The 13,502-nt window shown below is 69.1% G+C and carries 14 protein-coding genes; 2 read left to right on the forward strand and 12 right to left on the reverse strand.

Going from position 1 to position 13,502, the window contains the following annotated elements; genetic code table 11:
- Positions 1 to 72: 72 nt before the first annotated feature.
- The 7 genes from ACFVH2_RS20150 to ACFVH2_RS20180 form a co-directional block, all read right to left on the reverse strand.
- Complete coding sequence (locus ACFVH2_RS20150) at positions 73 to 1,413, reverse strand: cytochrome P450 (protein WP_378425166.1); 1,341 nt, start codon at positions 1,411 to 1,413, stop codon at positions 73 to 75.
- Between the two features lie 65 nt (positions 1,414 to 1,478).
- Positions 1,479 to 2,630 carry a serine hydrolase domain-containing protein gene (locus ACFVH2_RS20155; RefSeq protein ID WP_378425286.1) on the reverse strand — a complete coding sequence of 384 codons (1,152 nt, stop codon included), beginning with the start codon at positions 2,628 to 2,630 and terminating at the stop codon, positions 1,479 to 1,481.
- A gap of 64 nt (positions 2,631 to 2,694) precedes the next feature.
- The gene (locus ACFVH2_RS20160; protein WP_378425164.1) at positions 2,695 to 3,282 is read right to left on the reverse strand and encodes an HdeD family acid-resistance protein; all 588 of its coding nucleotides are present in this window, start codon (positions 3,280 to 3,282) and stop codon (positions 2,695 to 2,697) included.
- Positions 3,283 to 3,383: 101 nt separating this feature from the next.
- Positions 3,384 to 4,421 (reverse strand): non-homologous end-joining DNA ligase, encoded by a 1,038-nt coding sequence (gene ligD, locus ACFVH2_RS20165; RefSeq protein ID WP_378425162.1) that lies wholly within the window; start codon positions 4,419 to 4,421, stop codon positions 3,384 to 3,386.
- The gene (locus tag ACFVH2_RS20170) at positions 4,421 to 5,467 is read right to left on the reverse strand and encodes an ATP-dependent DNA ligase (protein WP_378425160.1); all 1,047 of its coding nucleotides are present in this window, start codon (positions 5,465 to 5,467) and stop codon (positions 4,421 to 4,423) included. The genes ligD and ACFVH2_RS20170 overlap by 1 nt, the downstream gene beginning before the upstream one ends.
- 41 nt (positions 5,468 to 5,508) lie before the next feature.
- A complete protein-coding gene (locus ACFVH2_RS20175; protein WP_142098513.1) occupies positions 5,509 to 5,721 on the reverse strand; it encodes a dodecin in 213 nt (70 codons plus the stop codon).
- Between the two features lie 68 nt (positions 5,722 to 5,789).
- A complete protein-coding gene (locus ACFVH2_RS20180; protein WP_378425284.1) occupies positions 5,790 to 6,857 on the reverse strand; it encodes a magnesium and cobalt transport protein CorA in 1,068 nt (355 codons plus the stop codon).
- A gap of 555 nt (positions 6,858 to 7,412) precedes the next feature.
- On the opposite strand from ACFVH2_RS20180, the gene ACFVH2_RS20185 reads away from it, so the two are divergent.
- Positions 7,413 to 8,570, forward strand: coding sequence for an Ig-like domain-containing protein (locus ACFVH2_RS20185; protein ID WP_378425157.1), 1,158 nt, complete (start codon positions 7,413 to 7,415; stop codon positions 8,568 to 8,570).
- 134 nt (positions 8,571 to 8,704) lie between these two features.
- On the forward strand, positions 8,705 to 9,085 hold the full coding sequence (locus ACFVH2_RS20190; RefSeq protein WP_378425155.1) for a VOC family protein: 381 nt from the start codon (positions 8,705 to 8,707) through the stop codon (positions 9,083 to 9,085).
- 98 nt (positions 9,086 to 9,183) lie between these two features.
- Here ACFVH2_RS20190 and ACFVH2_RS20195 read toward each other — a convergent pair whose 3' ends face one another.
- The 5 genes from ACFVH2_RS20195 to ACFVH2_RS20215 are packed head-to-tail and all read right to left on the reverse strand — an operon-like array spanning position 9,184 to position 13,440.
- Positions 9,184 to 9,933, reverse strand: a complete 750-nt coding sequence (locus ACFVH2_RS20195) for a signal peptidase I (protein ID WP_378425153.1) — start codon at positions 9,931 to 9,933, stop codon at positions 9,184 to 9,186.
- Between the two features lie 10 nt (positions 9,934 to 9,943).
- Entirely contained in the window at positions 9,944 to 10,483 is a 540-nt protein-coding gene (locus ACFVH2_RS20200; RefSeq protein ID WP_378425151.1) for a hypothetical protein, read from the reverse strand.
- A 5-nt stretch (positions 10,484 to 10,488) separates the two neighbouring features.
- Positions 10,489 to 11,043, reverse strand: a complete 555-nt coding sequence (locus tag ACFVH2_RS20205) for an alternate-type signal peptide domain-containing protein (RefSeq protein WP_378425149.1) — start codon at positions 11,041 to 11,043, stop codon at positions 10,489 to 10,491.
- Between the two features lie 38 nt (positions 11,044 to 11,081).
- Positions 11,082 to 12,821, reverse strand: coding sequence for a hypothetical protein (locus ACFVH2_RS20210; RefSeq protein WP_378425147.1), 1,740 nt, complete (start codon positions 12,819 to 12,821; stop codon positions 11,082 to 11,084).
- Between the two features lie 7 nt (positions 12,822 to 12,828).
- On the reverse strand, positions 12,829 to 13,440 hold the full coding sequence (locus tag ACFVH2_RS20215) for a SipW-dependent-type signal peptide-containing protein (protein WP_378425145.1): 612 nt from the start codon (positions 13,438 to 13,440) through the stop codon (positions 12,829 to 12,831).
- Between the last annotated feature and the right edge of the window lie 62 nt (positions 13,441 to 13,502).

Below are 13,502 nucleotides of genomic sequence, written 5' to 3' on the forward strand. Positions count from 1 at the left end.
TCATCCGAAGACGGGGAATGGAGATTCCAGTCCCCGAGTCCTGATTCCGCCGACGCGATGGTGCCGGCCCGGTCAGCGCGGGCCGAGATAGTCCAGCACCACGGGCCTGCGCGGGCCGGTCGCTATGTCGTGCGGCACCGCGGCCGGTGGCGGGCGGCGGCGGTCCCGGTCTGGCATGCGCAGGCGCGCCTGCGTCATGATCGTGCCCAGCACCATCCGCATCTCGTACCCGGCGAACGCGGCCCCGACGCAGCGCCGGTTCCCACCGCCGAACGGCGCGTACTCGTGCGGCGAGTAGCGCCGGCCGAGAAACCGATTCGGGTCGAAGCGGGCCGGATCCGGGAAGACCCGCGGGTCCGAGTGCAGCAGGCTCAGCGCCACGCCCGCGGTGTCACCCGCTTCGAGGGACACCCCTCGAACCGCACCGGGGCCGGTCAGCCTGCGCAGCACGACGGGAACCGATGGGTGCAGCCTGAGCACCTCCTGACAGATCGCGCCGAGGTACGGCGCGGCATCGAGTTCGTCGGGACCGGGGTCACGTCCCAGATCGTCGAGTTCGGCCAGCAGCCTCGCACGCACCCGCGGCTCGCGGTGCAGATGGCACAGCGCCCACGTGACCGCGGTAGCGGTGGTCTCGTGACCGGCGACGAGCAGGGTCCGCAGTTCCTCGACCAGGTCGGCGCCGTCGATGCCGGTGCCGTCCTCGTAGCGGGCCGCCGTCAACAGGCCGAGGAGATCACACCGACCGGCCCCGTCCCGCTCCCGACGGCTCTGGATCTCCGCTACGAGCAGCGCGTCGAACCTGGTCCGCTGCGCGACGAACTTGGCCCAGGGTCCCCTGCCGCGAAGCGGTCGCCGCAACACCGGAGCCAGCACCAGCGGCAGTCCGTACGCGGAGAGGAACCCAGTCACGGCGCGGGTGTACTCGTCGCGACGGCCCGGGTCGGTGACGCCGAACACCGCCCGCACGATCACGCCGAGGGTGATCGCGCGGGCGCACTCGCGGACCCGGATCGGGACGCCCGGCACCCAGTGGTCCATCTCGCCGCGCGCGGCGTCGACGGCGATCCGGCCGTACTCGCGCATCCGGTCGCCGTGGAACGCCGGCATCATCAACCGGCGTTCCCGGCGATGCCGGTCCCCCGAGAGCAGAATCAGCGAGTTCGCGCCGACCAGCGGCTCGATGGGATTCGGCAGTGGCGGCGTCGACAGCCCCGGTGGCAGACGGAAGAGTTCCTCGGCGCCGTCCGCGCTGCCGGTGAACAGGGTTTCTCCGTAGTGCGGGATGGCCAGCAGAAACGGGTCGCCGTCACGGTCGCGGCGCCAGCGCAGGTAGCGATCCAGGTCGAGGGCGCAGGCGGCGGCGTGCAGAGCGACCGGTCGCGGATGCGGCGGTGCCGTGCGCTGGTCCATGAAGTCGACACGAGCAGGCGGCCGGTCCGGTTCACCTCCGGCCGCGCGGCGGTCCTGATGTCGGTCTACAGCACGGTCGCGATCGCCTGAGCCTTCGCCGCGAGCCGGGCGAGCCGAAGATCACCGAGTGCGGTGAGGGCATTGCCCATCCGGTTGGTGACGAAGGCCAACGACAGCCCGGTGGCCGGGTCCGCGTATGCGCCCGAGCCGCCGACCCCGTAGTGCCCGAACGCGTCCCGCGGCTGGACCCGGTTCGCGACGACCACCGGGTGGTAGCCCAGCCGCCAGTTGACCGGTGCGCCGAGAACGTAGTCGCGGCCGCGGGTCTGCACGGTTCCCATCTGCGCGATGGTCTCCGGTGCCAGGAAGCGCACGCCGTCGATGGTGCCGCCGTTGGCGATCGCCCCGTACATCTTGGCCAGGGCGCGCGCCGTGAAGACCCCGTTCCAACCCGGCATCACCGCGTCGTGGACGGCCGGGTCTCGGACCAGTTCGTCGAAGCCGTCGGGCATCGCCGCCTCGGCGAGCCCGCGCAACGGGCGCACCCGCGACAGCACCGACGACGTCAGTCCCCACGGCACCCCGCCGGGTGCGATGTGCGGGAACAGCTTCGCGATCCGGCCACGCTGGTCCACGGGTACCCGATACCAGAAGTCGCTGACCCCCAGCGGTTTCCCGATCTCGTCTCGCACCACGTCCACGAAGTCCCGACCCGTGGCCCGGGTGATCGTCTCGGCCACCAGCCACCCGAAGGTGACCGCGTGGTAGCCGGGCGCGCGCAGCCGCCGCGGATCCGGCGCCGCGGCCGCCAGCGCATCGACGACGGTGTCGTAGTCGAGCAGTCCACGGCGCCCGGGCACCAGCCCGCGCACCCGGTGCAGACCGGCGCGATGAGTGAGCATGTCCCGCACGGTGATGCCCTGCTTGCCTGCCGCCGCGAACTCGGGCCAGTAGCTGGCGACCGGCTCGTCGTAGGCAAGCACGCCGCGCTCGGCGAGGCGATGCGCGACGGTGCTGGCGACACCCTTGCCGGTGGAGAAGGACAACGCCATGGTGTCCCTCGTCCACCGCCGGTCCCGGTCGGCCCAGCCCGCCCAGATGTCCAGCACCGGCTCTCCGTACAGGTACACCGCGAGCGCACCGCCCCCGTTGTCCGGGGTTCGGTACAGCTCGAAGAACGCATCCGCCAGACGCAGGAACCGGGGGTCGACGTGCATCTGCGTCGGCGGCCGAGCGGCCTCACCGAATGAGCGGATGCGCGCCGACTTCTCGGTCACGGTCTCACACGACGCCTGCGCGTTTGCCCGCTGCGCGCACCTGGAATGCCCCGACCAGGAACAGGATTCCGAAGAGGATGGCGAAGCCGCCGACGAGCCACATCAGTCCGGTGATGCCCGAGCCCGGCCAGATCACCAGGATCAGACCGAACAGCAGGGCGAGAACGCCGGCCACCATCGACCCGATCCACTGCCCCCCGTTGGCCATCACCTGGAATGCCCCGATCACCTCGAGGACACCGAGCAGGATCGCCCAGAATCCCATCAGGTAGGCGAACGCGAGGGCGGTCAGGTCGGGCCAGACGAACAGGACGATGCCCGCGGTCACCGACACGAGTGCGGCAGCCAGCCACCACACCCAGCTCTGCACGACCTTGCGGGCCTGCACCGCTCGGACCGCGGAGACGATTCCGTCGACGATCCAGAACACACCGACCACCACGATCAACGCCTTGACCGTCACGTGCGGCCAGGCGATCGCGACTATGCCGAACGCGATCGCGACGATGCCGCGGATCAGCAGCATCCACCACACGTCCTTGGCGATCCGCAGGATCGCCTCGTTGCTGTCGACGATGGGGCTCTCGGTCATCTCATCCTCCGAACGTTCGCGTGTGAACTGCCGTGTGACGATGTATTTCCGATCGTGTTGAGCCTACTGTCGAAGTCCGGCGAAGGGGGACCGAAAACGCCCTACTTCCGGTCCCGATCGCGGCTCGGCTGCACCCGCTTCGGCTCGCCGGGCATCTTCGGGTACTGCGGCGGATACGGCATGTCCCCGAGCCCGTTCGCGGCATCCCGCTCGGCCATCTCGAGGAGTGCGTCGAGCGTGTGCGCGACCGCGTCGATGCCGGCGGCGGGATCCCCCCGCCGAGCCAGCAGGTCCGGGACCGTGGCGATGGTGAAGTCGTCCGGTTCGACGTCCGCCAGTTCCGTCCACGTCACCGGCGTCGACACCGTCGCTCGCGGGGTCTTGCGCACCGAGTACGCCGAGGCGACCGTCTTGTCCCGCGCGGTCTGGTTGAAGTCGACGAAGATCCGCTCCCCGCGTTCCTCCTTCCACCAGGCGGTGGTCACGCGGGCCGGATCGCGGCGCTCGATCTCACGGGCCAGCGCGATCACCGCGCGTCGCACCTCGATGAAGTCCCAGCGCGGCTCGATCCGCACGTACACGTGCACCCCGCGCCCGCCGGAGGTCTTCGGGTAGCCGACCAGCCCCAGCTCGTCGAGCAGCGGCGCCAGCAGGTCCAGCGCGACCGCCCGCGCCTCGGCGAACCCGGTTCCGGGCTGCGGGTCCAGGTCGATGCGCAGCTCGTCGGGCCGGTCGGTGTCCGCACCGCGCACCGGCCACGGATGGAAGGTCACGTTGCCCATCTGCGCCGCCCACACGATGTCGGCGGGACTGCGCACCAGCAGGGCGTCTGCCGTGCGGCCGTTCGGGTTGGTGACCGTGCAGGTGTCGACGAAATCGGGGTGCTTGGCGGGGATCCGCTTCTGGTACACCTCCTCGCCCTCGATGCCGTCCGGGAACCGCTGCAGGTGGGTGGGCCGCTGACGCAGCGCGGTCATGATGCCGCCGCCGCCGAAGGTGGCGACCGTCCGGTAGTACTCGGCGAGATGCAGCTTGGAGCCGCCCTCGGCGCCGAGCTGCGGAAACATGATCTTGTCGGGGCTCGACAGCCGGACCGGGATCCCGTCGACGTCCAGCTCGATCGCAGCCGATTTGGCCATCACTTCTCTCCTGCCAGTACGTCGCTCAGGTCGTAGCGCACCGGAACCTCCAGCTGCTCGTAGGTACACGACCGCGGGTCGCGGTCCGGTCGCCACCGTAGGAACCGTGCGGCGTGCCGCAGCCGGTCGCCCTCCATCTGGTCGTACGCCACCTCGATCACAAGCTCCGGCCGCAGCGGTACCCACTGGCGGTCCTTGCCCGCCGACCACCGGCTGGCCTCGCCGTCGTGCACCACGTCCTCGCCGAGACGCAGCGGGTCGAGGATGGCCTGCAGTTCGACGCGTCGGGTAGCGGTGAACGCCGAAGCGCCGCCGATGAAGTGCATGTCGTCGCCGTCGTAGAGGCCGAGCAGCATCGACCCGATCCCCAGCTGACTCTTGTGCGGCCGATACCCGATCACCACGCAGTCCGCGGTCCGCGAGTGCTTCACCTTGATCATCTCCCGCTTGTTCGGAAGATACGGTCCGGCAAGCTTTTTCGCGACGACACCATCGAGCCCCGCGCCCTCGAACTCGCTGAACCAGCGCTGGGCCTGGGCGGCGTCGGTGGTCGCAGTGGTGACGTGGCAGGACGGTCCGCCGCCGACCACGTCGAGGAGGGCGGCGCGGCGGTCCCCGAACGGCCGGCCGGTGAGGTCCTCGTCGCCGAGGGCGAGCAGGTCGAAGCCGACCAGCTGCGACGGCGTCTGCTCGGCGAGCAGCGACACGCGGCTGGCGGCTGGATGGATACGCTCCGACAGCGATTCCCAGTCCAGACGGGTGCGGCCGTCCACCTCGCGCGGGACCACCAGTTCACCGTCGAGGACGCACCGGTCCGGCAGTTCGGTTCGGATGGCGTCGAGCATCTCCGGGAAGTAGCGGCCCAGGTCCTTCCCGCTGCGGGAGCTGAGCACGACCTCGTCGCCGTCGCGGAAGACGATGGCGCGGAAGCCGTCCCACTTCGGCTCGTACGACCACTCGGGCTCTGCGCCGTCGGGCTGCGGCGGCACGCTCGCGGCGGCCTTCGCCAGCATCGGTTGCAGAGGCGGGGTCAGCGGCAGGTCCACCCACCCATAGTCGCCCACCCGGGACCGATTGGCGCGCCGAACTACTCGGTGTCGAGCCGGAACCCCAGTTTGAGGGTCACCTGCACGTGGCCGACCTTCCCGTTCTCGATGTGCCCGCGGGTGTGCACCACCTCGAACCATTCCAGGTTCCGGACGGTCTCGTTCGCCCTGGCCACCGCCCCCGCGATCGCGTCGTCGATACCCTTCTTCGAGGATCCGACCACCTCGGTGACGCTGTACACGTGATTGCTCATCGGCTCATCCTCACTCTCGAGGGACGGAGTCCATCCAGCGTATGGCCGCGTCGGCACGTCTGTACAGGCTAGAGCCATCCCCGGCGCTTGAACACGGTGTACAGGCCGAAACAGGTGAGCACCATCATCATCAGCGCCATCGGGTAGCCGCCGGCCCAGTGCAGCTCGGGCATGGAGTCGAAGTTCATGCCGTACACGGTGCCGATCAGGGTCGGCGCGAACAGGATTGCGGCCCAGGCGGAGACCTTCTTGATCTCCTCGTTCTGCGCGTAGCTGGCCTGGGTCAGCGCCGACATCTCCTCGTTCTGGGTCTGCGAGACGAGCGTGGCGTTGACGGTGAGGATGTTGCCGAGCAGCTGACGGAACCCGTCGGCTCGCTCGACGACGGTGGTGGCGTGGTCGGTGACGTCGCGCAGGTAGCGCTGCAGTTCCTCGTCAGTCTTGTACTTCTCGAAGCCGGCGGACAGACCGCTGAGCATGTCGAGCAGCGGACGGGTGGCGCGCTGGAACTCGATCACCTCTCGGGTGAGTTCGTAGATGCGCCGCGACACCTTCGGATCGCCGCTGAACACCTCGGTCTCGATCTCGTCGATGTCGTTCTGCAGACCGGCGACCACCGGCGCGTACCCGTCGACCACCGCGTCCAGGATGGCGTAGAGCACCGCCTCGGGCCCGAGCCTGAGCAGGTCCGGGTCGTTCTCCATGCGGGTGCGGACGGCAGAGAGGTCGGGAGACTCGCTGTGCCGCACGGTCAGGACGAATGTCGGGCCGCAGAAGATGTGCAGTTCACCGAAGTCGACGCGTTCGGTCTCGTCGACATAACGCGCGGCGCGCAACACCACGAACAGGGTGTCGCCGTAGCGTTCGAGCTTCGGCCGCTGGTGCGCGACGATGGCGTCCTCGACCGCGAGCTCGTGCAGGCCGAACTGCACCGCCGCGGCGAGCAGCTGCTCCTCGTCGGGGCGGTACATCCCGATCCACGCCATCGACGAGGCGTCGGGCAGGCTGCGCAGCGCGTCGGCCAGGTTCACGGGCGTCTCGATCCGGCGACCGTCGCGATAGACGGCGCTGTTGACGACGCTGGCTTCCACCGGCGCGACGACCACTCGGGCCGGCGGCGTGTGGTGGGGCGCCATCGAATGCTCGGGCGCGATCAGCTCGCGGGAGGGGTCGGCGGCGCGGCTGGGCAGCAGCGGGCGGAAGGGTCGCTTGTCACGCATGGGAAACGGCTTTCGCGTAAGTCGGATGCACGGGCAGCACGCTGGGTGTCGACGTGCGGTGTGGTGATCACGAAATCGCCGCTGCGCGAGTGCGCTGCGCCCTAGGACTCAGCGACGACTTCGGCAGGTACTGGGAGGTTGGCCCTTCACGACAAGCCACACCTCCCTCTTCCATCGACTCTGCTGGACCTCGACACCCTACTCCCGGCACCGATACCCCACCAATTGGACGAATCGCCGCGGTGACCCGCCAGAATATGAGAACCCGCTCAAGATCTTTTCGGGCCTGCTCAGCGGGGTGGACGCCGCGCCGACCCGCCGACGGTCGGCGCGCCCCGCGAGACACGCCGACACCGCAGTCGAACGGCCGACACCGACTCGTTCGGGTAGCTTACGGCCGTCGGCGCTGGACGAAGATACAAGTTTCTACAAACTGGACGCTTGGACTAATTCTTCAATTACGCTGCCGCAATGACCACCTCCATCAACACGCAGGGCGGCTTCACGCGGCTTGCCACTGCCATCGGCGGCGCAGTCGCAGCTCTGTTCCTGGCGGCGTTCGCCGCCGTGCTGATGCCGGCCGCCGCGCACGCCGATGCCAACCTCATCCAGTACTCCGCGGACAACTCCACCTGGGGCGGGACGGACCAGATCCCCGCCCTCCAGGGCACGCTGATCCCCGGCGGCGAGGCCACCTCCAAATTCTGGGCGAAGAACACCACCGCCACCGGCGGCACCCTGCAGGTGTACCTCGGCAACTGGACCAAGAACGCACCGGACGTCCAGGCCTACGTGCGGGCGGAGATCAACGACGCGACCGGTGGGATCGTCAACCTGGTCCAGGGCGTCGCGGAGCCGGGCACCGAACTCCAGTCGATCCACCTCGCGCCCGGCCAGAGCGCCAAGGTCCTGCTCGTGGTCGGCATGCCGACCACGGCGGGCAACGAGTCCCAGAACGCCTCGGTCGACCCCAACTTCACCATCGACTTCGAGGTCGATCCGGCGGGCGTCGCGACCACCACCACCGTCACCGGCCCGGCCACCGCGACCACCGGTGTCGCCGCCAACCTGACCGCGACCGTGACCCCGGCCGAGGCCACCGGCACCGTCCAGTTCAGGGACGGCACGACCGACCTCGGCGGCCCTGTCACCGTCACCAACGGCACCGCGACGCTCGCCCACACCTTCACCACCCAGGGTGCGCGCAGCATCACCGCCGTCTACTCCGGCGCCGCGGGCTTCGAGACCTCCACCTCCGCGGCCTTCACCGTGACGGTCGGCGCGCCCGCGCTCGGCCAGAGCAGCGTCACGCTGACCGTGCCCGCCACCGCCTTCACCTCGGCCGGCGTGCAGCTGAAGGCGGTCGTGGCCCCGGCCGACGCCACCGGCACCATCCAGTTCAAGGACGGCACGAAGAACATCGGCATCCCGAAGGCCGTGGTGGGCGGCGTCGTCGAGCTCACGAACATCTTCCCCACCGCGGGTGACCACGTCATCACCGCCGTCTACTCGGGCGACGCCACCCACGCCGGCGCCACCTCGGACCCCAAGACGATCACGATCACCGATCCGGCCCCCGGCGGCAACACCGGTTCCGCCGGCTCGGTGGGCAGCATCTTCGGCAGCTGATCGTCCGACCAGTAACCCAGCTCCGCGACGAGCGCCTGCGGTGACCGACCCCGGTCACCGCAGGCGCTCGTTTCGTTTGGCGCGCGGCGCAATTGGCGCCGCCACGGCACCCCGCGTTTCGGTAGCGTGCAGGGATGACCGTTGCCCGCATGGGATCGATAACCCTGGACTGTGACGAGCCGTCGAGCCTCGCGGCGTTCTGGTGCGGGATGCTCGGAGGAGGGATCGCGCACTCCAGCGACAAGTACGTCACCGTGAAGTTCCCGCATGGATTGTTGACCGCGATCCGCGTGGCCGACTACCGGGCACCGTCGTGGCCGGACAGCGCCGTGCCGAAACAGATCCACCTGGACCTCGTCGTCGACGACCTGGACTCCGCCTCGGCCGAGGCGGTGCGCCTGGGGGCTCGGGTCGCGTCGGTGCAGCACGCACCCGCCCTGTGCCGGGTGCTGCTGGATCCGGCGGGGCACCCGTTCTGCCTGTGCCTTCCGCGGGGTGTGCTGGGCGACGCCTGATTCCGCTCAGGAACACACGAACGCCCAGACGGTTCGACTCTCCGCCTGGGCGTTCGGGGCGTACCGGCGAGATCGAGTCCTCGCCGTTTCGTTCGCGATCAGGGTGCTCGGTGTCGGCTTTCGATCCGGGGAATGACGATGGTGTCCGCGTCGACGAACCGCTGGTCCGGCGTCGCGGGCACCCGCGGCGCGAAGCGGACCGTCGCGGCGGCTGCAGGATTCGCGTTCGCCACAGGGTTCGCGGTCGCCACCGGGTTCGCGGGGCCGTCGGAGCCGGACCCGTCGTCGTCGCCCTTGCGGGGGCGGTCCCGGAACGCACCGACGAACATCCAGCCGGCGTAGAGGAACAGGCCCCCGACGACGACCGTGATCATCAGCGCCCGCTGCTGGCCGGTGATGACATTGTTGACATAGCCGAGATACGGGACGCTGTACCAGACCTTGCCTCGAACCTGTTCCGGGACAACAGGGTTCTTGTCCCGTGACGGATTCGCGTCACCCTGGGTGACGAAGCTGCGTTCGCCCTTCGAGTTCTGTCGCGACTCGATGATCCGGTGCGTCACGACCTCCGGGTTCCCGGACTCCTTCTGGAAGGTGATCGCGTCCCCCACCCCCAGCGTGAGCGGATCCTGCGGCTTCACCACGATCAGGGTGCCGGGCGGGTAGGTGGGCCGCATCGAGCCGGTGAGCACGGTGTAGGGTGTCGACCCCGTCAGCCGGGGGACCACGATGGTCAGGGCCAGGATCGCCAGCAGCACCAGGAGCACGAGCCAGGAGACGATGCTCTTGACCCACCCCCAGGCGCTGAGATCCTGGTCCCCGGTCTTGCCCTGCACCGTGTCACTCATCGAACCTCACTCAGCGAGACTGTGCGGAGAACGTGAACGTGGCCGTGGTGCTCTGGCTGGGCGCCGCGGACGCGCCGACCGTGCCGCGCAGGCACAGCACCTCGGTCCCGCCGGGCTGCACGGTCCGCTCGGCGAACGACGCTCCGATCAACGGACCGCTGTAGACCTGCGTCGCCCCGGTCGGGTTGCCGGTGGTCGGGCAGGCCGCCTCGTTCGCGACGATGGAGGCCGTGAGGTCCAGAGGCACAGCCGAATTCGACTGGACGCCGTTGAGGAGCTTGTATCTCATCAGCACGTTGCCGGAGTTGAAGACTTTCACCGGCGCCTGCGCGTAACCGCCGGGCATCAGGTTCGCGCCGGCGAGCGCGGTGAACGGGTACGAGCTGAGCCCGCTGCCACCGACCGACAGGTCGAGGATGCCGGAGTGGATGGTGCCCGCGTCCACGGTCTGGCTCTGGGTCCACAGCGCACCGGTCTGCTGCGCCGAGAGCAACGCCACCCCGACAACGGCCGCACCGCCGATGGCCAACCAACGAGTCTTGTTCGACATGGTGCCTACACCTGCTTCAGGGTGATGTTGAAGTTGGACAGGTCCAGCTGGGCGGTCTGCGCCACGTATCCGGAGGTGGCCGGGTTGAACGTGAACACCACCTTGACATTGACGGTCTTGCCGTCCTGCGCGGGGGTGATCACGGCACCTCCGGCGTTCGACGGCAACGACACCCCGTTCGTGCTGGCGGTGACGGCGGTGGCCATCGCCGCCTTGAGCGCCGGGTCACCGGTGATGGTGCCGCTGTCGGCGCCCAGGTTCGCAACGAGGTTGGTGCCCTTGGCCGTCACCGTGAAGGTGGCGGTGTAGGTCACCTTGTCACCCGGCACCGCCCGGTAGGTGGCGACGTCGATCGCACCGTTCTGGTCGGTCCAGGCCGGAGCCCCGGACTGCGACAGCGCCAGGCTGCCTGCGCCGACGGTGCCGCCGCCGACGCCACCGCCGGCGTTGAACGCGGCCATGGTGCCCGCGCCGCCCGCGAGCAGGACGGTTGCAGCGCCCGCCGCGATCGCGCCCTTCGTCTTCATGTTCATCTGCTGGTCAGCTTTCGTAGTACCCATTGCGGGGCAGAGGAATACGGCAACATTGCTGGACCCTCCTACTTGGCGACCAGTGCGGCAACCTCGGCCGGCACCGTGCTCGAGGACGGGTCGACGGACGTCTGCTTGCCGGTGGCCGCATCGACCACCGACAGCTTCGAGCCGTCGACGATCCACAGCTGATCCGAGCCCGACGCCCACTGCACGATCGCCTTCGTGCCGACCGTGCCGGAGAAGGTCTGTGCGCCCGACTTGTCGGTGATCGTCGCCGACGTGCCGCTCACCGCCGCCGTGTACTTGCCGGACGTCGAGACGTTCGTCATCGCGAGATCGCCCGACGGGGCGGAGACCGCCGCCGCGGTCTCCTCCGTTGTCGTGGTGGTGGTTTCCGTTGCCGCCGCGGACTTCTCGGTCGAGGTGGTCGGCGCGATGGTCGTGGTCGTGGTCGGTGCCGCCGGGGTGGTGGTCGTGGTCGGTGCCGCCGGGGTGGTGGTCGTGCTCGGTGCCGCCGGGGTGGTGGTCGTGCTCGGTGCCGCCGTAGTGGTGGAGGTAGCCGTCGTCGTGGTCGGCTCCGCAGTCGTGGACGGGGCGGGCGCCGCCATCCGAGCCGCCATGGTGTCGGTGCCACCACCGCTCGGGGCGGTGAGCGAGCTCTGGTCGGAGCCGCCCACATGTGCGCCGTTGCACCAGGCGCTCCAAATAGTGCTCGAATAGATTTTTTCGCCGATCCACGACGTGCCGGTCACGCCGTTGCGGATGGTCCGGACCTCGACGTACGAAGTCGCTGCGGTCTTGTAGATGTTGTTGTAGGTGCTGATGTCGAGGGTGACGGTATCGCCCTTGTTCGCCGGGATCGACGGTGCCACCGTACTGCTGTACGCGTTGATCAACTGCACCTGGTAGGTGTATCCGGGACCGAGGTGCTTCCACCGCAGTGTCTGGCCGCTGTTGCTACCCCAGGTCGAACAGCCCAGGTACTGTGGCGCCGGGACGAGGGTGCTCCGCGAGGCGAACGAGCTCGCCGCCCCGGCGGTGTCGGTGAATGCCGCGCTGGTGCCGGCGGTCATCCCGAGCATGGCAGCGAGGCCGAGCGCCCCGGCCGCCAGCGCAGAACGGGCGGGCACGAGGCGGCGCAGCGAGAAGTTCGGCGCGCGGAACTGCTCGGTCGGTACCTCGAATCCGCTGTGCGCGTCCATAACCGGCTCCGGCTCCGGCTCCTCAATGCTCTCGTGCGCCCCGGGCATTCCCCCGCCACCATTTCCGGCATCCGAGTCGGAGTCGTTGTCGTTCTTACGCTTGGCCGACGGCCCAAACGCGAGCACCATGACGCCGCCGACGAGGCTACCGCCCAGGAAGATCGCGACCGGCGAGGACAACCAGGACACCGCGTAGCCGAGCCCGGGCACACTGAAAAACACCCGATCGGCCTCGGTGACCGTGTACGGCGAGATGTCGGCATCCTTGTTGGCGTCACCCTTGAGGATCAGGACCGAACTGACCCCGTCGGTCGAGACGATTTCCTTGATGCGGTGCGTGATTCGGATGCCCTGGTCATTCTCGACGCTGACCACGTTGCCGACCGCGAGGTCAGCTGCGGGGGTGGCCTTCGACAGGGCGAGGGCGCCGGTCGGAATGTCCGGAGACATCGAGCCGGAGCGGAAGACCAGCGGCTTGATACCGAACAGAAAGGACGCCGCTGCGGCCAGCACGCAGATCAGGCCGGCGATGGCACCGACGTTGAGGGCGATCTCACGGCCGCGGGAGCGGCCGGAGGCGGGAGGGTTCTCGTGAATCGTCATGGCGCGCTCAGGCCGTCGTCGCGTTGAAGTTGAAGGAGGTGTTCACAGTTTGGTTCTGGACGGACACCGGGGCGTTCGGGTCCAGGGTCACCTGGAAGCACAGCGTCTCGCTGGCGCCGGTGGCCAGCGGGCGCGCGGTCTGGATCAGGTTGGTCGCACCGCCGGAGGTGAGAGCGAGGTTGTTCGCGATCACGCTGCCGCCGCTGCAGGCGGTGCCGTTCGAGGTACCGGTCGAGACGAGGACCTTCAGCTGCGGCGCCAGGGCCGAGGACGTCGCGTTTGCGACCATGGTGTAGTTGAACGGCGTCGTGCCGGTGTTCTGTACCGGCAGGGTCGCCGCCACCGAGTCGCCCGGCATCATGCCGGTCTTAGTCAGCGACGCGAACGCGTACGCGCTCGGGTTGCCCTGGTTTCCGTTGAGCTGCAGGTCGATCGAGCCGGTGCTGAACACGCCGGAGGTCGCGGTCGCCGAGTCGCTCCACGCGGCAAGGGTGCCGATCGCGCCGAGGCCGAGCACGATGCCCAGGGACGCGATGGCCCGCGGCTTGCCGCCGGACAGGAATGATCGCGCCCGGGCACCGAACCCTGACGGAGTGTTGGGAACCTCATGACGCGACATTCGGTGGGCCTTTCGTGCGTGGTCGAGCAGGTGGGCGCGGCGCGCGCATGGAATCGAACTCG

Origin of the sequence: Rhodococcus sp. NPDC127527 (assembly GCF_042672245.1) — a bacterium.
In the GTDB taxonomy this organism is placed as follows: Bacteria; Actinomycetota; Actinomycetes; order Mycobacteriales; family Mycobacteriaceae; genus Rhodococcus_G.

What these genes read in the sequence shown, in the direction of transcription:
- ACFVH2_RS20185 (WP_378425157.1), top strand. Translation starts at nt 7,413, where the DNA reads ATGACCACCTCCATCAACACGCAGGGCGGCTTCACGCGGCTTGCCACT.
- ACFVH2_RS20175 (WP_142098513.1), bottom strand. Translation starts at nt 5,721, where the DNA reads ATGAGCAATCACGTGTACAGCGTCACCGAGGTGGTCGGATCCTCGAAG.
- ACFVH2_RS20195 (WP_378425153.1), bottom strand. Translation starts at nt 9,933, where the DNA reads ATGAGTGACACGGTGCAGGGCAAGACCGGGGACCAGGATCTCAGCGCC.
- ACFVH2_RS20155 (WP_378425286.1), bottom strand. Translation starts at nt 2,630, where the DNA reads ATGCACGTCGACCCCCGGTTCCTGCGTCTGGCGGATGCGTTCTTCGAG.
- ACFVH2_RS20215 (WP_378425145.1), bottom strand. Translation starts at nt 13,440, where the DNA reads ATGTCGCGTCATGAGGTTCCCAACACTCCGTCAGGGTTCGGTGCCCGG.
- ACFVH2_RS20190 (WP_378425155.1), top strand. Translation starts at nt 8,705, where the DNA reads ATGACCGTTGCCCGCATGGGATCGATAACCCTGGACTGTGACGAGCCG.
- ACFVH2_RS20210 (WP_378425147.1), bottom strand. Translation starts at nt 12,821, where the DNA reads ATGACGATTCACGAGAACCCTCCCGCCTCCGGCCGCTCCCGCGGCCGT.
- ACFVH2_RS20160 (WP_378425164.1), bottom strand. Translation starts at nt 3,282, where the DNA reads ATGACCGAGAGCCCCATCGTCGACAGCAACGAGGCGATCCTGCGGATC.
- ligD (WP_378425162.1), bottom strand. Translation starts at nt 4,421, where the DNA reads ATGGCCAAATCGGCTGCGATCGAGCTGGACGTCGACGGGATCCCGGTC.
- ACFVH2_RS20200 (WP_378425151.1), bottom strand. Translation starts at nt 10,483, where the DNA reads ATGTCGAACAAGACTCGTTGGTTGGCCATCGGCGGTGCGGCCGTTGTC.
- ACFVH2_RS20180 (WP_378425284.1), bottom strand. Translation starts at nt 6,857, where the DNA reads ATGGCGCCCCACCACACGCCGCCGGCCCGAGTGGTCGTCGCGCCGGTG.
- ACFVH2_RS20150 (WP_378425166.1), bottom strand. Translation starts at nt 1,413, where the DNA reads ATGGACCAGCGCACGGCACCGCCGCATCCGCGACCGGTCGCTCTGCAC.
- ACFVH2_RS20205 (WP_378425149.1), bottom strand. Translation starts at nt 11,043, where the DNA reads ATGGGTACTACGAAAGCTGACCAGCAGATGAACATGAAGACGAAGGGC.